Source organism: Lacrimispora sp., from assembly GCF_031982545.1.
GTDB lineage: Bacteria > Bacillota > Clostridia > Lachnospirales > Lachnospiraceae > Lacrimispora.
This window is the reverse complement of sequence record NZ_DALYXB010000009.1, coordinates 239,560-261,909: the sequence shown is the minus strand read 5'-3', so window position 1 is coordinate 261,909 and position 22,350 is coordinate 239,560. Positions and strand designations below refer to the sequence as shown.

At 40.4% G+C, this 22,350-nt stretch carries 20 protein-coding genes, 1 tRNA gene and 1 riboswitch; of the genes, 10 read left to right on the top strand and 11 right to left on the bottom strand.

All coding sequences use genetic code 11. From position 1 onward, the window contains the following. On the top strand, positions 1-698 hold a 698-nt coding region (locus ABS301_RS16820), incomplete at its 5' end, for a BclA C-terminal domain-containing protein (protein ID WP_502877974.1). A gap of 373 nt (positions 699-1,071) precedes the next feature. Further along, positions 1,072-2,361 carry an MFS transporter gene (locus tag ABS301_RS16815; protein WP_349673329.1) on the top strand — a complete coding sequence of 430 codons (1,290 nt, stop codon included), beginning with the start codon at positions 1,072-1,074 and terminating at the stop codon, positions 2,359-2,361. Between the two features lie 103 nt (positions 2,362-2,464). On the opposite strand, the gene ABS301_RS16810 is transcribed toward ABS301_RS16815, so the two are convergent. The 5 genes from ABS301_RS16810 to ABS301_RS16790 form a co-directional block, all read right to left on the bottom strand. Continuing rightward, complete coding sequence (locus tag ABS301_RS16810; protein WP_349673328.1) at positions 2,465-3,106, bottom strand: ABC transporter ATP-binding protein; 642 nt, start codon at positions 3,104-3,106, stop codon at positions 2,465-2,467. After that, entirely contained in the window at positions 3,081-3,962 is an 882-nt protein-coding gene (locus ABS301_RS16805; RefSeq protein ID WP_349673327.1) for a hypothetical protein, read from the bottom strand. Before ABS301_RS16805 ends, ABS301_RS16810 begins: the two co-directional genes overlap by 26 nt. Further along, a complete protein-coding gene (locus ABS301_RS16800; RefSeq protein ID WP_349673326.1) occupies positions 3,946-4,758 on the bottom strand; it encodes a hypothetical protein in 813 nt (270 codons plus the stop codon). Before ABS301_RS16800 ends, ABS301_RS16805 begins: the two co-directional genes overlap by 17 nt. Continuing rightward, positions 4,748-5,893, bottom strand: a complete 1,146-nt coding sequence (locus tag ABS301_RS16795) for a hypothetical protein (RefSeq protein ID WP_349673325.1) — start codon at positions 5,891-5,893, stop codon at positions 4,748-4,750. Before ABS301_RS16795 ends, ABS301_RS16800 begins: the two co-directional genes overlap by 11 nt. A 118-nt stretch (positions 5,894-6,011) precedes the next feature. After that, the gene (locus ABS301_RS16790; protein ID WP_349673324.1) at positions 6,012-6,425 is read right to left on the bottom strand and encodes a hypothetical protein; all 414 of its coding nucleotides are present in this window, start codon (positions 6,423-6,425) and stop codon (positions 6,012-6,014) included. 264 nt (positions 6,426-6,689) lie between these two features. On the opposite strand from ABS301_RS16790, the gene ABS301_RS16785 reads away from it, so the two are divergent. Continuing rightward, entirely contained in the window at positions 6,690-7,115 is a 426-nt protein-coding gene (locus ABS301_RS16785) for a BlaI/MecI/CopY family transcriptional regulator (protein ID WP_349673323.1), read from the top strand. Between the two features lie 58 nt (positions 7,116-7,173). Here ABS301_RS16785 and ABS301_RS16780 read toward each other — a convergent pair whose 3' ends face one another. From ABS301_RS16780 to ABS301_RS16760, 5 genes are all read right to left on the bottom strand, one after another. Next, positions 7,174-7,434 (bottom strand): hypothetical protein, encoded by a 261-nt coding sequence (locus tag ABS301_RS16780; protein ID WP_349673322.1) that lies wholly within the window; start codon positions 7,432-7,434, stop codon positions 7,174-7,176. Continuing rightward, a complete protein-coding gene (locus ABS301_RS16775) occupies positions 7,418-8,584 on the bottom strand; it encodes a M56 family metallopeptidase (protein WP_349673321.1) in 1,167 nt (388 codons plus the stop codon). Before ABS301_RS16775 ends, ABS301_RS16780 begins: the two co-directional genes overlap by 17 nt. Before the next feature lies 1 nt (position 8,585). Continuing rightward, positions 8,586-8,990, bottom strand: coding sequence for a BlaI/MecI/CopY family transcriptional regulator (locus ABS301_RS16770; RefSeq protein ID WP_349673320.1), 405 nt, complete (start codon positions 8,988-8,990; stop codon positions 8,586-8,588). 239 nt (positions 8,991-9,229) lie between these two features. Next, positions 9,230-11,017 (bottom strand): sensor histidine kinase, encoded by a 1,788-nt coding sequence (locus tag ABS301_RS16765; RefSeq protein ID WP_349673319.1) that lies wholly within the window; start codon positions 11,015-11,017, stop codon positions 9,230-9,232. Then, positions 11,014-12,636 carry a response regulator gene (locus ABS301_RS16760; RefSeq protein ID WP_349673318.1) on the bottom strand — a complete coding sequence of 541 codons (1,623 nt, stop codon included), beginning with the start codon at positions 12,634-12,636 and terminating at the stop codon, positions 11,014-11,016. The genes ABS301_RS16765 and ABS301_RS16760 overlap by 4 nt, the downstream gene beginning before the upstream one ends. Before the next feature lie 214 nt (positions 12,637-12,850). On the opposite strand from ABS301_RS16760, the gene ABS301_RS16755 reads away from it, so the two are divergent. The 5 genes from ABS301_RS16755 (at position 12,851) to ABS301_RS16735 (ending at position 19,779) form a co-directional block, all read left to right on the top strand. Further along, positions 12,851-14,293: an ABC transporter substrate-binding protein gene (locus tag ABS301_RS16755; protein ID WP_349673317.1), complete on the top strand. Its 1,443-nt coding sequence runs from the start codon at positions 12,851-12,853 to the stop codon at positions 14,291-14,293. 118 nt (positions 14,294-14,411) lie between these two features. Further along, positions 14,412-15,341, top strand: a complete 930-nt coding sequence (locus tag ABS301_RS16750; RefSeq protein ID WP_349673316.1) for a carbohydrate ABC transporter permease — start codon at positions 14,412-14,414, stop codon at positions 15,339-15,341. Positions 15,342-15,355: 14 nt separating this feature from the next. Further along, the gene (locus tag ABS301_RS16745) at positions 15,356-16,231 is read left to right on the top strand and encodes a carbohydrate ABC transporter permease (protein ID WP_349673315.1); all 876 of its coding nucleotides are present in this window, start codon (positions 15,356-15,358) and stop codon (positions 16,229-16,231) included. Positions 16,232-16,252: 21 nt separating this feature from the next. Then, positions 16,253-18,682 (top strand): hypothetical protein, encoded by a 2,430-nt coding sequence (locus tag ABS301_RS16740; protein WP_349673314.1) that lies wholly within the window; start codon positions 16,253-16,255, stop codon positions 18,680-18,682. Between the two features lie 125 nt (positions 18,683-18,807). Further along, a complete protein-coding gene (locus ABS301_RS16735; RefSeq protein WP_349673313.1) occupies positions 18,808-19,779 on the top strand; it encodes a DUF4846 domain-containing protein in 972 nt (323 codons plus the stop codon). Between the two features lie 80 nt (positions 19,780-19,859). On the opposite strand, the gene ABS301_RS16730 is transcribed toward ABS301_RS16735, so the two are convergent. Further along, a complete protein-coding gene (locus ABS301_RS16730; protein WP_349673312.1) occupies positions 19,860-20,528 on the bottom strand; it encodes an ECF transporter S component in 669 nt (222 codons plus the stop codon). Positions 20,529-20,612: 84 nt separating this feature from the next. Continuing rightward, positions 20,613-20,729: riboswitch (FMN riboswitch) on the bottom strand. Positions 20,730-21,174: 445 nt separating this feature from the next. Here ABS301_RS16730 and ABS301_RS16725 point away from each other — a divergent pair. Continuing rightward, positions 21,175-21,247 (top strand) — tRNA-Ala (locus ABS301_RS16725). 640 nt (positions 21,248-21,887) lie between these two features. Beyond that, complete coding sequence (locus ABS301_RS16720) at positions 21,888-22,334, top strand: transposase family protein (RefSeq protein WP_349673311.1); 447 nt, start codon at positions 21,888-21,890, stop codon at positions 22,332-22,334. Positions 22,335-22,350: the final 16 nt, after the last annotated feature.

Genomic DNA, 22,350 nt, shown 5'->3' with positions numbered 1-22,350 from the left:
GCCCAACGGGAGATACTGGCCCCACCGGCCCAACGGGAGATACTGGCCCCACCGGCCCAACGGGAGATACTGGCCCCACCGGTCCAACGGGAGATACTGGTCCTACCGGTCCAACGGGAGATACCGGCCCCACCGGACCAACGGGAGCTACTGGCCCCACCGGCCCAACGGGAGATACTGGTCCTACCGGTCCGACGGGAGATACCGGTCCAACCGGCCCCACCGGTCCAACCGGCCCGACAGGAATCGCTGGTCTCGCAGGAGTCACCGGTCCAACCGGTCCAACAGGAACTTCTGTAACAAGCGACAGTATGTCGGCAGCTAATACAACTTCTGCAGTAATAGCAGTTGTATTAGGCGGCACCAATGTACCGCTTCCGGATAACCAGAACTTAAATACGTTTACCGTTGATGGAACCAATACTGTTTTTACGGTACCAGCCACAGGGGAATATTTGATTAGTTATGCTGTTGCTACAACGGTGGCATTACTGGTATCCTCTCGAATTACGGAGAACGGTGCACCAATTGCAGCTTCTGTTATTACACCAACGGTTGCTGCCAGTAACCTGGAATCAACATTTATTGTTCCGCTGACTGTTGGAGATACGCTTTCACTGCAATTATTTGGCCTGCTGGGAGCGGCAACGCTTCTGGGCGGCGCAAGCACGTATATGACACTTGTAAGAGTAATCTGATTTTAAATTATTTCTAAAGAACGCCCCCACCCTTTGGTTAATAAGGGTGGGGGCAAAACAATGTGTGGAATATTTTTTGTTACAAATGATAGCGGCTTTAGCGCAACTTCTTTAATTCTCAGAAGTGTATTTGGCTTGTTTAATGCTTCACATGTATGAAACCATGTGTTACAATAAGCAATGTACCAGTTTCTGAAAACAGGAAAGGGAGGAACTAGAATTTATGGGAAATCAATCAATCGATTTGAGTGCTTTTCTCTGTACAAGGTCTGATGAATGGGCGAGACTTGTACAGAGGTATAACATTTAATTATTATCTCGTCCTCATTGGATTTTGTACTTATAGGAAATTTACTTATAAGGAGAGAATACAATGAAATCAAAATTAAATACAGATTATAAAATATTTTGGCTGGGGCAGGCAGTATCCCAACTGGGTAGTTCTATGACATCTTTGGCTTTGACCTTTTGGACTTATCAACAGACCAATTCAGCAATGACAGTATCGTTTATGTCATTTTGCAATTATCTGCCTTACATATTAGTCAGTATATTTGGGGGAACATTTATTGACCGGTCATCGAAGAAGAACATTTTAATTATTTCCGATACCATAGCGGCTATTTGTACAATCAGCATACTTTTTAGTTTGTTTCGGGGCAGTCTGGCTCTGACGCAGATTTATATTGTAAATGCAGTAATCGGGTTTATGAATGCATTTCAGTCACCAGCTTCGGCTGTTGTAACCGGGCAATTGATTACGGATGGAAATTATGAAAAGGCAAGCGGCCTGAATTCATTTTCTTCTAATTTAATCATGGTCACCGCACCTGTTCTTTCCGGTACACTTGTTGGCTTTTTTGGGATCCGGCTGGTGCTTGCCATTGATCTGCTGACCTTTACGTTCTGTATGATTACACTATTTTTGGTTAGCCCAAGGGAGAATTCCGGAACATCAAAAACTCATCATACACATGCAGGAGGGAAAAATAGGGAGCATATAGAATTCTTAAAGAAAGAGCCAGGTATTTTGTATCTGATGCTCAGCCTTGCATTGATTAACTTTTTCTCCAGACTGACCTATGAGAACATCCTTAATCCTATGATTCTGGCAAGAAGCGGAGGAAATGCAGGAGTCTTCGGACTGGTAAACAGTATGATGGGAGCAGGAGGGATTATTGGCGGCATTATCGTTGCTTCCGGCAAAAAAACAAAAAGCCCCCGTAAGATGATTTATCTTTCAGCAGGAATTTCATTTTTACTTGGAGATTTAACCATGGGAGCAGGGAGGAATGTTTTTGCGTGGTCTTTAGCCGGAATCTTTGCAAGCTTACCCATACCATTTATCATGGCGGGTCAAAACGCACTGCTGTACCGGATTGTTCCTGAAAACATTCAGGGAAGAATTTTTGCAATCCGCAATGGAATACAATATTCTACAGTACCTGTCGGTCTGCTTCTTGGAGGATATCTGGCGGATTATGTATTTGAGCCATTTATGGCTTCTGATTACAACGCAGCTATTTTCTTACAAAGTATAGTTGGAAAAGGAACTGGAAGCGGAATGGCAGTTATGTTTCTGTGCACAGGTCTCCTGGGGGCCTTATCTTCGGCGTTTGGTTATAGGAACCGGTCTGTGAGAAATTTAACAAGATCGATTTAAATTTAATTGCCATAATAAAATAAGACCGGTACCTTCGGGTACCGGTCTTATTGAGCACTCATACAAGAAAGACTGCTGTCGCTTATTAAAATAATCGGATTGATTAAAAAACCTGCTTTATTTCGCCCTTATCCATCTCATAGACCTTATCACATAATGAATTGATATCCTCCCGATTATGGCTGATTATAATGATAAGTTTGCCTTCTGCCTTTAACTGAAGAAGTATTTTCCGTATTTCCATGACTCCGGAATTATCCAGCCCGTTCATTGGTTCGTCCAGTATAATAATATCCGGATATTCCATTAACGCCTGGGCGATACCAAGTCGTTGACGCATTCCCAGTGAGTATTTTCCAACTGTTTTTTTAGAATCAGGATCCAGTCCAACCATTTTCATGCATTCACGCAGCCGGTCAACATCTGCGATCTTACGTATAGAAGCCAGATATTTTAAGTTCTTTAATCCGGAATATCTGTTTAGAAAGCCTGGATTTTCAATTATGAATCCAGTATTATCAATGAACTCGGTATCGTAACCGATCCTCTTTTCATCCACTAATATGGATCCTGAAGATACTGGCATGAATCCGCAGATGCATTTTATCAATACAGTTTTTCCAGAACCATTCCTGCCAATAATTCCATGTATTTTGGAAGAATCGAATTCCAGATTAATATTTTTTAATATTTCCTGACCTTCCAGTGTCTTACAGACATCAATCACTTGTATGAATCGATCCATTAATTTTACCCTTCCTTCCTGCCTTTTGTTTTCTTGTTCCAAGCGTCAGGCAGATGCCAATCAGACAAATTAGTGTTATACCAAAAAACAATGCAGCATAACGAAGTGTGAGACCGTATTGGACGTTAATTCCGGATAAAGCTTTTAATTGAGTCAGTGTTACAGGAGAGATCAGAAAGGTTTTAGCCGAAAACGAATTTGATATTACTACATCCAAAAGAACAAAAAATGCTCCGATCATTACTCCGACAGGTTTATGAGAAATGAAATTAAAAATATAAATAATTAACCCAAGCCATATCACACAGGCAAATTCCAGAAGAAAACTTATGGTTGTTGCTTTTGCGGGAGAAAAGACACCAATCATATAACTGTCAACGATAAAAGGTATTTGAAACTGTGCAGCGGCATTTGTCTGTGCCAGAGTTCCCCATATTTTCCCCCAGTCATTGGAAAAAAAGATGTGTGGAAACAGGCTTACCATACTTGTAATCAGAATAAATCCAACATAAGCAAATGACATAAAAATAATATAAAAAATATTACCCAGCTGCCACCACATCCTGCCGGAACGATATATGGTATAGAAATAATTTTCACCTTGAAAAGGTGCTGTACAAAATAAATATACAGCACCACTCATGAATACAATCTGGCATATATAATCATTGGTTAAATGAGAAAATGCCCAGGGCGCAATCCTGATATTTACTGTGTTGGAAAAAACTGTTACAGGCTCCAGGTAAGAATATATAAATATTCCGATAATAATAAATAAACTCAAAACTCTCAGTTGAAGCCCTTCCCGTTTTAGCTGAATCCAAAATATTCGAAATCCTTTAGATAAATTGTTCATTTTTAATCAACCTCTTTGCTCTTTTGCAGAATAAAAATCCAGAAGCAGTAACAAGGACAAGGACCATAAGAGTCGTTATAAAAATTGTCTCCATATCTGTTCCAAAGCTGCTTCTTGCGCGAAGCAGCAGATCTAAACGAAAAATAGCAGGTACATTTAAAATCACATTTAGTCTCGTCAGAAAAAATGAGGATATAAACGGAGTTACAAAAATCATATAGCGGTTACAAACATATGCCGATACCAATAGTGCAACACTTGACCACAATACGCCGGAAAGGAATAGAAGAAAGACAGCGGCTATAAAATATGAAATACCATTTCCGCTCTTCATTAGGGCATAATATGGCAATCCCTGAGATTCTGTCAGCGATTGTTCGTTTATCAGGACTGTGAACCTTGACGCAAGGAAAATAAAAGAAATTCCTCCGGCAGCTAAAGATAACCCGCCGGATACTGCTGTTGTAATGACTTTTGAGATGCAGTACGTTTTAATATTTATTTTAGACACCAGAACGGTTATCATGTTAGAACGGTATTCCTCGCAAAAACTGGCTGCATAAGGAATGCAGGACAGCATGGGAATGATATATACGCTATAAAATCCACCAAATGAAAAGGAATTAAACCAATAGTAATTTACATCAGCACGACCATTCCAGAGAAATGGAAGCTGATTCCAGGTATCCAGAAAAATGCATAAAACAACCCCTGCTGCAGCCGGTAAAAACCCTTCTTTCATTGCAGTTGCAATTCCCCGGCTAACCATGCTGAATAATTTATGCTTATTCTCCATTGGCAAGATTCCCCCCTGTTACTGCGTTTATTCTTTCTGCATTGCTTGCCAGTCCGTCTTTATCTGTAATGTCCAGCTGAATGCACCAATAGGGTCTTAGTTCAATATCAGACGGGTCTTTCCAGCTGGCGGGTACGGGAATATACTCCAGCCATATTTTTGATATGGTAGTTTTGTCCGTCAGAATAATATTATTATATTTTTCTACCACCTTTTGCAATGCTTCTTCGGCGGTAATAATTGCTTTTTTCTCCTTGATTTCATCGAAACGGTCAAAGACGTTGTTGAAATTAAAATAGCGGATTCCATCACGGTCTGCCATAATTGTGATATTAACTTTGTTGTCCAAGAATGCATCAATATTCATGGATATACCTGGTTCCAGAATCGCATTATACAGATACAAATCGTCCGCCTTTATTGCATATTGGATGTAGTACAAATCATCTGCAGCTGATAATCCCTCAATTTTATTTGAGGATCCGTTCTTTAACTCTGCCTGATAGATATCGTTGTTAGATAAACTATCCTGGAGCTGTTCTAGGCGTTCATGGCTGATTGCAACGGCTCTTACCGCCTCAGGCTGACAATCCACTACCTCTTTGATTTTATTTATGCCCAATGCAATTGCATCGTCTTTGCTTTGGAAATCCAATTCTTTCGTATCTTCGCTAACTTCACCGGACAGGAGATAACTCTCAATCATTGATTCGATTTCTGAATCCCGTACATTATTTTTCAGATAACTGGCACTGCCGTCCCCCATCAGAAGGCTGCTGCCTTTTCCGGTATCCACAATTAACGTCTGAGGCCTGTTGGGATTCTCCGTAAATGTGCGATCAGTGTCATCTTTTAATAAAAACAGGTCTAAGGCGGTTTTATCAAATATTTTATTTTTCACAGAATAAATCGCATATTCTTTGGCCGCAGGCTCCTGAACATCTGCATCTATATAAAAATTATCGGATAATTCTTTACTGATATGTTTTACACCACCGGTGTTATTGCTCTGGATATCCTCAGTTACGGTAACGGCTGTCTGATTGCTTTCGCCAGACTGTTTTGTTTCTGGTGAACAGCCTGTTACAAGTAATAATAGCGATAATATTGCTATTGATTTCAGTTTTTTCTTCATAATTAACCTCTCTTATTATAACATAATCAGTCACTGCCAAGAAGCCACCCAATGGTAGGCGGCTTCTTGAAATATTGAAAGCACTGGTTTTCCCTGCAGATATTCTATTTCGTATGTATTACGGCGCAAATCTACCGGAAATTGTTAATGCCGCAGTACTTGTACTGGCACTGTCTTTCTTTGCTCCCATGTACATGTTATCACTTTTATATACCTTACTTTGGTAATTAATTCCATAACCACTTACGTAATTAGAAAACGTATGGTACATATCTACGTTGTTATTGCTTGTACGATTCATTTTGCAGCCAAAAATATTGGCAGAAGACATGTTGTTTGATCCGTTATTATCCAATGAGAGATACCAGGATTGAGAATTATCACTCTTTGCATAGCTGGATGTAGTCTTGTTAGTTAAATCAGTAAACTTAAACGTAAAGCTATGATTCGCTGCTAATGCAGTTCCTGATGCTGTCATCATGAATGCACATGTTAATGCTACCAGTATTTTACCTTTTTTAGCTGTTTTCATTGTTCACCCTCCAAATAATTTGTGTTATACGATTGGTATCCGTGTGTAAAACTTTAAACAAACAAAGGAATCCCCCCCTTCTTTGCTTTGATGTAAAATAAATATTGATTAATTATTTATTTTACAATATCATTAAAACATAAAAACACATTATTTGTCAAGTGATAAAGTAAGTAAAAGGTCAGGAATATTGACAAAGTAAAAAAAAAAGTATATCTTTAAAATATATAATATGGATTTTCAAACAGGAGGTAATGAATTATAATGCCCAGAGGAAAGACGGAGCTATCATTAACAAAGAGAGAATTGGATGTAATGACAATACTTTGGGAAAGCAGCAGACCATTGGTTGCGTCAGAGATTACAAAAAAGGACGAATCATTGAATATTAACACGGTACAGTCTGTCATCAGAAAACTGTTGGATAAAAAATACATTGAAGTGGATGATATCGTTTATAGCGGTACAGTCTTAACCCGCAGTTACAAGCCGGCTTTATCTAAAAAAGAGATGGCAGTGCAGCGGTTTATTGGGCAATTTCAGGAAAATGATAAGGTTTCCATTCCTAATTTAGTTGCTACTTTACTGAAACATGAAAAAAACGAGCAGGAAGTGATAGAAGAACTGGAACTGCTATTGGCAGAGAGAAAGAAATTGCTGAATGAAAAGAGCGAATCGGACATTAGCTGATCCGATAAGGTTTTTATAAAAGGAAAAGCATCAAGACTGTCTTGATGCTTTTTGAGTACTAGCAGGCTTCCCATTCACCAATCCATTTTTCCTTGGAATAGTTGTATTGACGCCGGTATACATGGCCATCTACTGATTTGTATCTCCAGCCGATGATGTCTGATAATGGACTGTATGACTGGGTATCAGATGTTTCTAACACTGGCGGAACAGCGGGCTGCTGCGTAGAAGGTTCTGCATATACAACCTCTGAACCAAGCGCTGCAAGGTTTAAACTCACTACAATAGCAGCTAATAATTTTTTACCTGTTTTTTTCATTGTGGGACACCTCCGTAATGTTTTTATAAATTTGTAATCCAGAAAATGAGTCTTTGATTTCATCTATATGTCCATAAAACTGGCCATTTAAATAAACATCGTAGCCACTTTCCGGATTTTGTATTAAATAAGTATTCTGATTTGTCAATTCAACCGTATCAGCCGCATCCTGTGGACTGATTGAATAGGGTTCAAAAACGATACTGAAAGACAAGGCTAATAGGAGTAAGACCGGTAATAATAAGGTTAAAAATTTATTCCCCTTTGTTTCATCAGATGAAACAGGGCGGTTTAAAATAATGTTAAAACGCTGGGACAAAATATTCCCACTTTCTCCGTTGAAAGATAAAATCCATTTATTCAGTTCCTTGCTGACAGGAATCTTGGCAATTTTTATCAGACATTCCAGATATTTTATTTGTTCTGCCTCATTCATGGATTTAGTCACGAAAAGATCAATATGTATTTCCTGTGCTTTGGATATCTGATTTCTAAATAAATAGACAAAAGGGTTCCACCAATAGATGGAGCATAAAAATTCCACCAGGAACTTCACCCATAAATCACCACAAATATAATGAGATAATTCATGCTTTAAAATGCAGTACCATTCTTCGGTTGTGAGCTTAATCTCAGGCAGGATAATCCTGGGACGGAAAAAGCCGAATACCATTGGCGTAGATACTAAGTCAGTTTGTATTATTTGTATTGAAGAAGGCTTTTTATAATCAATATTTATTTTATATAAAGCTTCTTTTACTTCGTCATCTATAACGGAACGGCTATTTATTACAGTCTTTGTGAAACGGGTATATATAACGATTGTTCTTACCAGCTGTATTATGATACCGGACGCCCAAATGATATAGAGGGCGTCTAACAGACTGATGGTGAACCCGTCAGATCGAATGACCGGAATTTCAAGGAAACGTATCAATGCAGGAAGTAGTTTTCCTATTGGCATGTTTCTTGATGTGGTCAGTTTAAATGGGATAAATAATCTTAATATGGTTGCACCGATGCTCATAGCCAGCGCAGCCATTCCAATCCGTTCTATCATACGATTATCTCTCAGGACAAAATAAATTATGACAATAAGAATACTGCTGAAAAATGTCATTGTCAAAAGAGAAAGGATAGAGAATTCCATATTACTCCTCCCTGTTTAGATTACGTTTTCTTTCTTCTAATAATTTCTCAAGTTCAGCGATAACAGCCTCCTCATTCTTTTCATGTTCTAAAAGTGATGCAACCAGTCTGGGTGTAGTAATGCTCTTCATATTATTAAATTCTGAAATGAAATTCTGCAGTGTAAAATCTTTCGATTCTGCAGTAGGACGGTAACTGCGGCATAGAACAGTACCGCTATACACAATATCAGCCACTTCAATTAGTTTCTTTTTTAATAGATTCCTTAAAACGACCTGAATTGTATTAATAGTTAAAGAAGGATCGCTGTTCCCGATTTCTGACGCAATTAAAGGGGTTTCTGATGACCAAAGTATATTTAAAATATCCATTTCCCGGTCAGTTAAAACTTTTTTTTGTTTTGGCATAATGGCACTCCTTGGAGTAACTGGATGTTTAATTAGTAGTATTGTTAAATTATAAAAGTAATAATTAATGTTGTCAACTATTATAAAGATATCTATGCAGAAATATAGTTTTATAATATTATAAAACTTATAATATTTTACTTAAATGATATAGTAATATAATACAATAAAACTGGCAGATACGTGGCGTATTGGTAAAAAAACCGGATCAGCATGGAAAAACCTCACTGATCCGGTACCTATATATCTTTAGGAAGTTCGATTATAACGCTGTTCTTTAAATAAGGGATGCTCAGAAAGGATATATGAAAAGCTTCCCCATAACAGGCTTTCAATCTTTTTTGTATATTGGACAATCCAAAATGCTTTTGAGACTCCGGAGAGTTTTCTGTAACACATGCATTTGCAACTTCAATGTCAATTCCCTTTCCGTTGTCCGTCACTTCTATCCGGATCCGGTTGTTTTCTGCTGATGTTATTGCAATATGAATCCGGGGAGGTACCGGCTCAAAGCCGCTGATACTACCTCCGAAACCATGGCGGATGCAGTTTTCTGCAAGGGGCTGCAGAAGAATTTTCATGATTTTGCAATCTTTCAGCATCGGGTCAATTTCTGTTTCAATCAAAATACCCTTAGAGGAATGGCGGTTCATGATTTCCATATAGGAAGTGACATGTTCCACTTCTTTTTCCACAGATATCATGGTTTTTCCGAAACTAAGTGTAGTCCTTAAGTATTTTCCCAGACTTTCAAGCATTCCTTCCGCAGTTTCCGAATGGCCATTTAAGATCTGAAAATGAATGCATTCCAGAGTATTGTAAAGAAAATGAGGATTAATCTGTTCCGACATCATTTGTATTTCTGCCATTGCCTTTTTTTGTTCCTCATCCTTAATCTGTAAAAGCTGCAGCTGAATGGTATCGTACATCTGATTTAACTGGACCCCCAGAAGACTGATTTCGTCTGTATGGTTAAATTCTCTTTGCTCGGTATAGGTTTTGTCATTAATGCTTCGGATTATAGCGCCAAGCACCTTTAAATTTCTGGTAAGAAGCCCGGAAAGAGCCAGACTTAATAAAACTGCAGCAAGGAAACAGGCAATCCATACAAGAATAAAAAACGAGCGGAGTTCCTTGATATCCCCGGTCAGAGCCGCTTTTTTCGTCAGGTGGACTATTTTTAAATTACAGAATTTAATGGAGTTCATGCTTAAGAACATGTCCTCATTCTTTATTTTAACCAGTCCTTCCTGAGTTGAGGGACCTTTTTCTATCCATTGGCGAATCTGTGGCAGAAATGCATCGGGATATTCGCTCTCTGTTATATCAAGGGGCTGACCGGATTCATCTGCCAGATACATACAGTAGGTATAACGATTAGACATACGGTTAAAATAGTCCCGGATCTGATTTGTATCAATCAGCAGAATGAATCTTGCTTTTCTGCTTCCGGAAATATCCTGGTAACTTAGATTTCCCGATGATAAATTACTGGAAACCGGATAAGCAATCGGAATTGCTCCTTCTTTTCGAAACATATTGCTAAAACGGGTGGGCATAACGGTAATTCGTGTAAATTGCCAGATGTTTTCCGGAAACAGCTGTTCAAAGTGATTTCCAATTCCCAGTGAAGTGGGGCTGAAAACGATTCGGTCCTCTCCGCAGATTAATACATTGTTCACAAGGTCATGATTCTGAAGAAATGAATCTGTTGCTGAAGTAGCGGCGGAAAAATATTTGGCATAGCCTGTAAAATTTTTGTTATTGATATCTGAAATCATCTTAGGAAAGGGCTCTTTGACCAGAAGATGATTGGTAGCGGCGGATAAAGAATTAAACTGAGAGGAAATGGAATCTCCAGCCATCTGAACAGAGCTGTTGGCTTTCTTCCGTACTTCGTCAGTATTGCGTTCATAAAAATAAGAATAAGAAAGCTGACTGATCAGGAAGAGAGCAGCTGATGTGATTAAAATCATACCAATCAATAATTGATAATGAAACTTTAAATTGGCAAAGCGTTTTATCATTGTCCACTCCTTTCTCCTGCCGTATACTGTTTCTGATATTCGGAGGGAGTAAGACCGGTTCTTGCCTTAAATGCTCTACTGAAGGATCTGTAATCCTCATATCCCAGCAAAACAGATACCTCTCCAGCGGAATGCTCCGTAAATTTTAATTGCTCCTGAGCGTAATTGATTTTTAAATCCAGTGTATAATCCCGGAAATTCAACTGAGTTTTATTTTTAAAATAGGTACTGAAATAACTTTTGCTTAAACCTAGATAACCGCATACATCCTCGGTTTTTGGATTTTTCAGTAAATTGTCATTAATATAATCAATGGCTTTTTCTATGAGAGGATCGTTTTTTGCGGCCTGGTTTACTGCTAATTCCTCTGCAAATCCGCAAAGAACCGTTATCATAAAGCTTCGGATATCCTCAAGAGAGTTTAAACTGGAAAGAGCAGCAAATGAGTTGCCCGTATAGCTTCTTGGAGATCCGTCCAAATAACGGGTCAGCTGGCTTTGCAAAGTAATGATCAGATAATTGCACATACTGTATAAATAGGAAGGGGGAGGAGTCTGCGGAGTCATCAGCTTATTAAAATATAAGTTAAAACGCTCCTCAAGCTTTTCTCTGTTGTCCTTTAAAATTGCCTCCAGAATCTCGTCCCCAGGCATAATCACAGGAGGCTGTATTGTGTCAAAGTCAGCAGAATCAAGAACAGGGCCTGTATCAGAATAAATATGCCAGGTTATGGTCTGTCTTGCATCCTGGAACGAAGACTGAATTTCGCAAAGAGAAGAAACGGGCTTACCAATGGCGGCAGCAATTTGCAGCGTATCCCCGAAACCAGTGGATTTTATATGCTGTTTCAGAAGCTGGTTGAGATCTGGATACTGCTCCGTATGAAATGGCAGATTTAAAATCAGCAGCAGTCCGGCGGGAGGATAATCGGCAATTAAAGCAGGACTGCCGTTTAATGTTTCTTCCAAAGACTCTCTCAAAGGATCCAGAGTCCGGGTCTGCTCCGTATTCTCTTCTGTATCCCGGTAAGAGAAAAAGGCCTGAATCAGTACTGCACAGCTTTCTTTGTCCTTGATGGGAAGTGCATAATCTTCAATGACATTTTTCAACTCCAGGGGGCTTAACTCCCCCCGAAGCAACTGTGGAATCAGATTATGCTTGCGCAGGGAGATCTGGGCCTTTCTAAGCTTCCGAAGGGTAGAAAGCTGGTCGCTGTGAATCCCTCGTTTGCTTAAAATATCTTCTTTTAAGTTCATGATCAGTTCGGTTAAGTCTTTAATGGAAATGGGCTTGAGCAAATATTCCCTGACTCCATATCTGATTGCAGATCTTGCGTATTCAAATTCATCATAACCGCTTAAAATAACAAAAGAACAGTCAAACTGTTCCTCCTTGGCACGCCGAACCAATTCCAGACCATTCATGCCCGGCATCTGAATATCAGTGATTACAATATCTGGTTCATAATAACGGATCTTATCCAATGCTTCTGCACCGTTAACGGCTGTGCCAATGACGGAGATGGAATAGTCTTCCCAGGGTATAATCGATCGCAGACCGGAACGAATTTCCGCTTCATCGTCAACAATCAGCAGAGTTATGATTGATAATGGATTCATATCTGTCTCCTTTTCACGGCTGTAGTTTAAGCAAACCAATTATAGCATTGTGCATAATGAAAAGCAAGTTGATTGAAAGAAAGTAAAATAGTCCAAAAAAATGTTACATGAATAGTAAAAAATGTGGTGTCATCATTCGACAAAATGCTTTATGATGAGGATACATCAACAACACAGCAGTAAAGATTATACAAAATGAAAGGGAGTAGAAACTATGAGAAAATCTAAGAAACTGGTGGCTATGGGGATTGTCGGTATCATGGCAGTATCTGCTTTATCTGCCTGTTCTTCCGGAGGAAACGATACCGGAAGCACAACAGCTGCAAAAGAAGCGGAGACCACCACTGCTGCATCTGGGGGAGAAACAAAGAAAGAGGCAGCTTCTTCCGGTAAAGTAAAGGTTACCGTATGGACAAACAACCGTCATGACCTGGAGTACATGAACAAGGTTGTAGATGAGTTTAACAAAAAAAATGATCACATTGAAGTGGATTATGTAGTACAAACAGAAAATTATGAGAACCTGATTTCCATGGCAGCAAATTCAGGTCAGTCACCTGATTTGTTTTCCCAGGTAAATCCTGAAGATTTCAAGAATTTTGCAGATAATGGCATTATACAGCCAATTAATGATTATATGACAGATGAATTTAAAAAGGTCAACGAAGTAGATCAGCATCTATACGAGGGCTGCAATGTATTTGGAGATAAGGTTTACTGGGTTCCAGGCGGAAAACGAAGCGGATCCAGGTTTATCTATAACAAAGAGATCTTTGACAAACTGGGAATTGAAGTTCCTAAAAAGCTGAGCGATCTTCCTGCAGTAGCAAAACAGATCACGGAAGCCGGAGCAGGCGATTATTACGGAATTATTTTCCCCGGTGCCAGTGGCCCGTTTGAGCGTTGGCTTGAGCACTCTGCAGAAATGAGCGGAATTACTGCTTATAATTATAAAGAAGGTAAATATGATTTCTCCGGCTTCAAGCCATACCTTGAAACAGTTCGTCAGATGTTTTCTGATTCAAGTGTATTCCCTGGATCCGCTTCCATGAAAATTGACCCGGTACGTGTACAGTTTTCTGAAGGGCATGTGGGAATTCACGCAAATGCATCTCAGGAGGCAACGGTACTGACCGAGCAGTTCCCAGCTAAAGTTGAATGGGGCGTTGCACAGCTTCCTACACTGGACGGTGAAATCAAAGGAAGTGAAGCCTGCAATCCAAACAGCGGCTGGATGATGAGTGCGTTTACTGAGCATTCAAAGGAAGCTTGGGAAGTAATGGAGTACTTCCAGTCTGAAGAAGTATTAAAAGGCTATTTAGAGGGCGGATATTCACTTCCGATTTCAAAATACATGGAAGATAAGATCGACAAGACCAAGATTGGCAGAATGGCAGATTTTACCGGTGCAGATTATGAGGCAGTTCTTCCGGTTGCACCTTCCGTTACTCCAGAGGGTGAAAATTACAGAGATGCATTATGGAATGCATGTCTTCCAGAAGGTGCTGCGATTGATGATACCATCGCAAAACTGAATCAGACTTATAATGATGCACTGGACAAAGAAGTAAAGATGGGCAAGACAAAACGTCTGGTAATCAAGGATTATGATCCGCTTCATCCAAGCGCAGGCACAGTAGAATACCTGGATAAGTAGGAATTGTATCACGGCTGCTGCAAAACAGATTTGCTGTCTTGCAGCAGCTTTTTTGCCATAGGGGAATCAGGGGAAACAAAGAAATCAACCAAGTTTATGAATGTAAGGAGTGCAATGTATGAATTCAAAACAATCTTTGGGGCAACGATTAAAAAAAAGCTGGGATCATGGAGATATTCCCATGTGGCTGATGCTTCTTCCCACAATCTTTTTTATCCTGGTCATGTCGGTTTATCCGTTTGCATGGCTGATCCGCTATGTGTTTTACGATTATAACGGATTTAAAGCATACTTTATCGGCTTTGATAATTTCAAACGAATGGTTACCGATGGAATTTACTGGAAAAGTGTTCTTCATACCTTTGAATACGCTGGTTTAAAACTTTTGTTTGTCCTGCCCCTTTCCCTGGTGACAGCAGTTCTGCTTCAGCGGAAACGGTTTGGAAGCGGTCTGATACAGGGAATCTATTTCCTTCCTACCGTAATCAGCTCTGCAGTATACAGTCTTATCTGGTACTTTATCTTTGCTACCTATAATGGTGTATTAAACGGTTTCCTTCAGGCAGCAGGTATTATAAAACAGCCCATTGACTGGCTTGGAAGCAGCAAAACGGCCATGATTGCAGTGGTTATTGTTGCTGTCTGGGGTGCATTTGGAAATTATATGATTCTTTTGATCTCTGGTCTGACTGGAATTCCATCCGATGTTTACGAGAGTGCAGAGATTGACGGTGCAAACGGTATCCAGACATTTTTCAAGATCACACTTCCCATGCTGGGGCCGGTGCTGAAGGTTGTAATTATGCTTGCAATTACCACAGCATTTAAAGATTATCAGTCCATTCTCGTATTAACAGGAGGCGGTCCGAATAACCGGACGCATGTCATGTTTTCCTATATTTTCCAGATGGTATTCGGAACATCAGCTGCAGCAGCTCAGCTTCAGATTGGATATGGCTCTGTACTCAGCATCGTCTCAGCTCTCATAGTGGGAATTGTCACGATTATATACTTGAATTTCAGCAAAAAAATGGATGACATTTCATAGGAGGGAGTAATAGGATGGCGAAGGAAAGAACGGGTCATTCCGTAGAATCAAAAAAGACCAAGATAATCAATGCAGGAATCTTACTCCTGCTGGTTATACTGGCATTATTCACCGTATATCCGGTTATTTATATAGCGTTTGGTTCCTTTAAAACAAACGGTGAGCTGGTTGGGGGAGGCCTTAATCTGATTCCCCAGAAATTTATTACGGATAATTATGTTCAGGCATGGAAAATGGGTAATTTCTCCAGATATACAGTGAACAGTCTTATCATCGGATTTGGAGTCATGGGAGTCTCACTCTTTGCAAGCAGTATGGCAGGTTATGTATTTTCCAGGAAAGAATTTCGTTTAAAAAGTCTGATCTACAATGCAATGGTAATGTTCATGTTTATTAATGTGGGAAGTGCTTCCCTCCGCCCTCTATTTGAACTGGCAGTTAAGCTCCACATGAATAAATCTCTGCTTGCTATTATTTTGATTTCGGCAGGAAGCGGTCAGGCGACGTATGTATTTCTGATTCATGGATTTATGAACAGTATTCCAAGAGAACTGGATGAAGCAGCGAAAATGGATGGCTGCAGCTTTTTCGGAATCTACACCAGGGTTATTCTTCCTGTGTTAAAACCAGCCCTGGCAAGTGTTGCGTTGTTATCCTTCCGCGGAGGCTGGAACGAATACATTCTTCCTTTAATTTTCACTATGACCAATGATAAGCTTCGTCCTTTAACAGTAGGTGTTGTAGCACTCCAAAATGCAGGAGACGGGGCAGCGGCATGGAACATTTTATTTGCAGGCTCTGCAATTGCAATTGTTCCGATCATCATTGTTTATATTCTTGCAAGTAAGCAGTTCATGGGTGGTATGACAGCAGGAGCTGTGAAAGGTTAGGACGAAATATTGAAAGAGGAAATGATATTTAATTTGAACCAATATGGATTTATTACGAATTATCTGATAAGTGGGAAAAAGGAAACTTCTTATTCCAGTCAGGTGAGTGGAAAGGATCAGCTTGCCTGTGAAAAAGCCATGCGTCTGGAAGCTGTTGACCACAATCCAGTCATGCCACAGGGGACCATCTGTGCCGGCTCAATCAGCTCACTGGGCTTTCCGTGGGAATATTATTACAATTTCGGAAGCTGGTTTGTGGATCAGTCAGCCTTCTATCCCCTTCTGAAAAAAATCGAGCTTCATGGTGCCACAGTGTTAATCGCCCCCAAAGACATGGAAGCAGAAACCTGGCTGTGGAGCTACGGGGCGGTTGATGTCTGGGTGAACGGAACTTACTGCGGCGGGATTGAAAAGCCTGTCTATAAGCCAATCAGCAGAGTAATTCTTCGTCTAAAGCTGAAACAGGGCGAAAATTTGATTTTTATCCGGCTTCAGAATCTGGGAGTAAGAGATACCAGAACTTTGTTTGGAATTCAGATTCCTGGAGAAGAACGAAAGATACTAAACGTAGCTCTTCCGGGAGAAGAGACAGTGAGGGACTGTGTACTGGCAGGAGAGTGGCTTTCCAATATCCGCTTAAAAGGAGGAAGGCTTATTTTCCCATCACAGGCACCGAAAGGAAGTATCCTGATTTACGATTCCAGACCCGTTGACTTTGTCAAATACAAAGGCCGGTATACATACCAGGAGACAGAGGGGGAAGCGGAGGCATTTTTAAATCCCCAATTACCCTGGTTTAAGATTGCCGTCACTGTAAATTCTCAACGGCTTCTCAGAAGCTTTGAACGTCAGGAACTTTTGACGCCGCAATGGAGTCAGACTACAGACGAAAAAGGTAATGAAAAACGAATTTACGAACGAATAGCATCTGTTTTACAGATACCGAGAGGAGATACGGAGAGTTTTTCCATGTACCCGATACTGGCCCGCCGATATCTGGGAACGACTCACTCAGATGATGAAAAAGAAATCTATAAATCTCTGGATCAGATCGAATCCAGAAGAGACTGTTCCGATTTCCTGACCTGCGCTTTTGTGCGTTTTATCCGTCTTTATGAAATGGATGCTGCCATGGCAAAACGCTGCAAAGAAGTAATGCTGAATTACCGTTACTGGATGGACGAAGCAGGAAATGACGGTATGTGTTTCTGGAGTGAAAATCATTCATTGATGTTTTTCGTCAGTGCATATATTGCAGGAGATTTTTACCCGGATGAAGTTTTTGTTCGCTCCAAAAAGACCGGTAGAGAGATGAAGAAAGCAGCCGGGGTAAGAATTCACGACTGGATGGAAGAGACAATCAAAGAAGGTTTTGACGAATTCCACAGCGGAGGCTATTCCCCTATTACATTTGCCGCAATCCTAAATGTGGTTGATTTTGCAGATGAAGCACTTTCCTCGTTGGCAGTACAGGCAGCTGACCGCCTGCTTTATGAACTTTCTTTGCAGACGTTTCATGGGGTTTCTATTGCTCCCATGGGTCGTGTTTACAGAGAAGTTCTCTATCCATATGCTCAGGATATCCAATGTCTGGTGAATTTAATTGACCCAGAGGCACCTGATCGGTTCAGCGAGTGGATTATATTCCTTGCAACCAGTAAATACAAAATTCCGGAAGGTTTAAAAGAAATCATGAAAAAGCCGGTATCACTGGTTTACGGAGAGAGCAATGCCAGAATTTGTGTGGAAAAGACAGCAGATTACATGCTTACCTCTGTACAGTCCAAACGGGAAGGTGAGCCCAGATCTTGGGAAAACCTATATGGAAGTGATCAGGCAGATAAAGGGAGCTTTGCCTATGTGAAATCCTTAAATGAGTGCTTTCATGGCACCACGCAATTTGAGCCAGGCGTATATGGCTATCAGCAGCATATGTGGTATGCGGCTTTAAATCCGGCAGCAGTGGTATTTGTCAATCATCCCGGCGGCAGCTGTGAAACCTGTTCGACCAGACCCGGATATTGGTTTGGAAATGGAGTAATGCCTGCGTTAAAGCAAGTGAAAAACACTCTTTATGGTATATACCGGATACCGGAAAATCATCCGGTTCCGTTTACCCATTTGTATTGGCCGAAAAGTCGGTTTGAGGAACAGATGTTTACCGGGAACTGGATTTTCGGAAGCGCCTCAAAAGGATATATTGCAGTCTGGTGTAGTGAAGAATTACAACCATATGAAGATCAGCTGTCCGGGTGCGAATACCGGGCGGACAGCAGAGATTCTGCTTATGTTTGTATTTGCGCAAGCCACTCAGATTATGACAGTTTGTCTGCTTTTATGGAAAACTGTAAGTGCATGGAACCTGTTTATGAAAAAGAAACAGGGAATCTTATCAGAGGGAAGGAAAGTCTGAAGTATGAAAAACATGAGAATCTGACTCAATATATCTAATGCGGCAGCTTTTCCTGATCGGTTTCATATAGAGATGAAGATTCTTTCTGGTAATCAAAATAAGACTATGATACAATGTTAGAAAAGAGTGTGGAAAACACTACCAGTATGCAGGGGGTCTTATTATGAAGCGAACCATCAGTTTATTGATAACCGGGGCGATACTTTGTATGGCAGCTGTTTCGGTGCGGTCAGGTCATTCACAGATTGCACTGAAAGAGCTGCCTGTGCCTCATGCGGCTGCGCCGGAACAAGATCTTTCTATGGTTTCCCTGGAAGAGAGCCAAAAAGAAAACACGACGGCCAAAAGCGTTGCGGCTGGCGGTAAGGTTTCGCTTCTAGATCCTGCCGGTTCCACGCTGGAGGGCCGTTTCCTGGTTCCTGCCGGTTATAAAAGACTGGAGAAACCAGCCGGAAGTTTACAGGGATACTTAAGAAAGTATTCCATGAAACCGGACAAGAGTCCCGTTCTTTTATATGACGGCAAGGAGAAAAGACGCCAGGATGTCCACGCCGCAGTATTTTCCATGCCATTGGTTGAAGGTGATTTACAGCAATGTGCAGACAGCGTCATACGAATGTACGGAGAATATTTATGGTCAGTGGGAGCCTATGACGGTATCGCATTTCATTTAACCAGCGGATTTTTAATGGATTATCCGTCATGGAGAGCCGGAAAGCGTCTGCTGGTGGATAATAACAAGGTATCCTGGGTGCAGAAGGCAGCTTATGATGACAGCAGGGAAAGCTTTGTAAAATATTTACGGCAGGTCATGGTCTATGCAGGAACGCTTTCTCTTGAGAAAGAGTGTACCAGAACTGATTTAAACCAGGTACTGGCAGGTGATTTGCTGATTCGGGGAGGAAGTCCCGGACATTGCGTTATGGTTGTGGATGTGGCAGAAGATGAGTCGGGAAACCGGTGCTTTTTACTGGCACAGGGATATATGCCGGCGCAGGAGTTTCATGTGCTGAATAATCCCCTTCACGATACAGATCCATGGTATTATAGCAATGAGATTAAGGATACGGTTGTGACGCCGGAATATACATTTTCCATAGACAGTCTGAAGCGTTGGAGAGAATTTAGCAGATAAAGAAAAAGGTAAAAGATCCTGCCGGTTTGAACCGGGCGGACCTTTTACCTTTTTCCATTTATTGCTTTCTATTTATTGCTTTACATTGCGCCTTTCATTACCATAATTATCATAATGCAGGTAGCTAAAACGACAGCAGCTGTAAGTGTTATACCAAGATTGAGATTACGTTTTTTCTCAGTTGCAGTATCAGCAAAGTTTAAGAGATTAGATTTTCTCAGTGTAGTAACCAGGGGTTTATAGATTAATAATGTAAGTGCTGTATTAATTCCGCCTTTTAACATATTAAATGGTACGAAGGCAGGAAGCAGAAGTTTCGCAACCGCTTCTCTGGGATAACCCATATAAATCGGTGTGATTAAATAGTTCCACAGTACCATAATCAGGGTCATAAGAAGTGTTCCGGCAATCATACCAAGGAAGGCACCCTTCATGGAATGCTGTTTCTTATAGAGGTAGGCAGCAGGACAAACAAAGGCCACTGTGGAAAGGATGTTCATAAGAAGTCCGATGATTCCTGTGCTGCTGATTGTAAACATTTCGATGAAAGAGACGATGATGGAGATCACAGCTGCGGACATAGGACCAAATAAGAATCCACCGGTCAGAATAATCACATCTTTGGGTTCATATTCTAAAAACGGAACGATAGGGATTAACGGAATCCGGATTGCCACTACGGCTACCAATGCCAATGCGCATAACATTGCCATTACAGTTAATTTGTTTGCTTTTCTGCTCATATTCATGATACAGACCTCCTGAAAAATAAGTAACACCTGAAAGAGTGTCTTTCAGGTGTTAAAAATAGACAGGTGTATTATCATCATTTAACACATCTTCTTTCATCCAGACTTTACTGTCGGTATTGGAATCTAACCAATTCTGCGCTCTGTGCGCTCGCGGACTTTACCGCCGGTCGGGAATTTCACCCTGCCCTGAAGACATCTGTATGCAGTTGTTCTGAATGTATTATAACATTTTTTTTATTAAATGCAATATCTAGTTGCAATTTTTTTTACTCTTTGCTATAATAGCCGTCATGGGGGTATAGCTCAGCTGGGAGCGCGAGATGTCGGGTGTGCGACCCCTCAAAGAAGAAGTAGATTTAAAGAAGTAAAATGCTGGGAACCTGCGTAAATAAAGGGTTTTCGATCATATGGGGGTATAGCTCAGCTGGGAGCGCGAGATGTCCGGTAAACGACCCCTCAAAGAAGAAGTAGATCTGAAGAAGTAAAATGCTGGAAACCCAGATAAATAAAGGGTTTTCGACCATATGGGGGTATAGCTCAGCTGGGAGCGCGAGATGTCGGGTGTGCGACCCCTCAAAGAAGAAGTAGAATTAAAGAAGTAAAATGCTGGAAACCCAGATAAATAAAGGGTTTTCGACCATATGGGGGTATAGCTCAGCTGGGAGAGCGCTTGAATGGCATTCAAGAGGTCATGGGTTCGAATCCCACTATCTCCACTTAAACGGTAAGCCGCAGGCATGAATGCTTGTGGCTTAAATTATAACTTATAGGGACGGGACACTTGATAAATTAAGGACAAAAAAGGCACATTTTCAGTTTGAACTGACCCCCAAAAGTTAGACCTAAAAAGCTGCTACGCTATAAAGTCTAACTTATTGGGGTCACATCAGTTTGAAAATGTGCCTTTTCTGCCCTTGAACTAATGATTCCATTTAAGATACCAGTAGATATGTTTTCTTATACGACACATGTTGAGACAGTGATCCTGATGACACGTTGTGGTCAAAATGATTAATAGAATACTGAAACCACAATATGTTGCGGTTTTAGTGTGAAAAAGGGCAAAAATCAGGCATAGAAATTGCCCGATTTTTGCCCTGATTTTTAGTGAAAAATATAGATGATATAGGTGATTTTGATGAATATTATTTAGACGCAACGCTTGACTTCGTGGAAAGGCATTATTTTATAAAACGCTTACGCATTATAGGAGAAAAAGAAACATGTGTGCATTGTGTACAATTAACACAAGGGTAAAAGAGCCCTTTAATTAGTAAGCGCATAGTTGGTTCTTTCCAACCTTGGTTGATTTTACAACGGTATAGTCTTATAATCAAATTATAGGATGGTGATTGTATGGAACAGCAACTTATAAAACTATTAGACAACAGTTTAGAATGTACCAATTGTAAGATAAAGAACAAACAAATAATTTTAGCAATTCAATCTGTGAAAGAAAAGCTTAGTTGTCCATACTGTGGATATCCCTCATCAAGAGTACATTCCGCATACGAACGTGAAATACAAGATATTCCATTTCAGGATAAGCAGACTATTCTTTTATTGGCAACCAGAAAAATGTTTTGTGATAATACAGAATGTACTTCTAAAACCTTTTCCGAACGCTTTGATTTTGTTAATCCAAAAGGGAGAAAGACAAATCGGCTTATGGAAAAAATATTGGTTACATCTACAAAATTGAGTTCTGTCAGTGCGTCATCTTTATTAAATACAGGATCTGTCAAAGTCTGCAAAAGCAGCATCTGTGATCTGCTTAAAAAAAATGCCAACACTTGTGGATAAAGCTTCTGTAATCAGA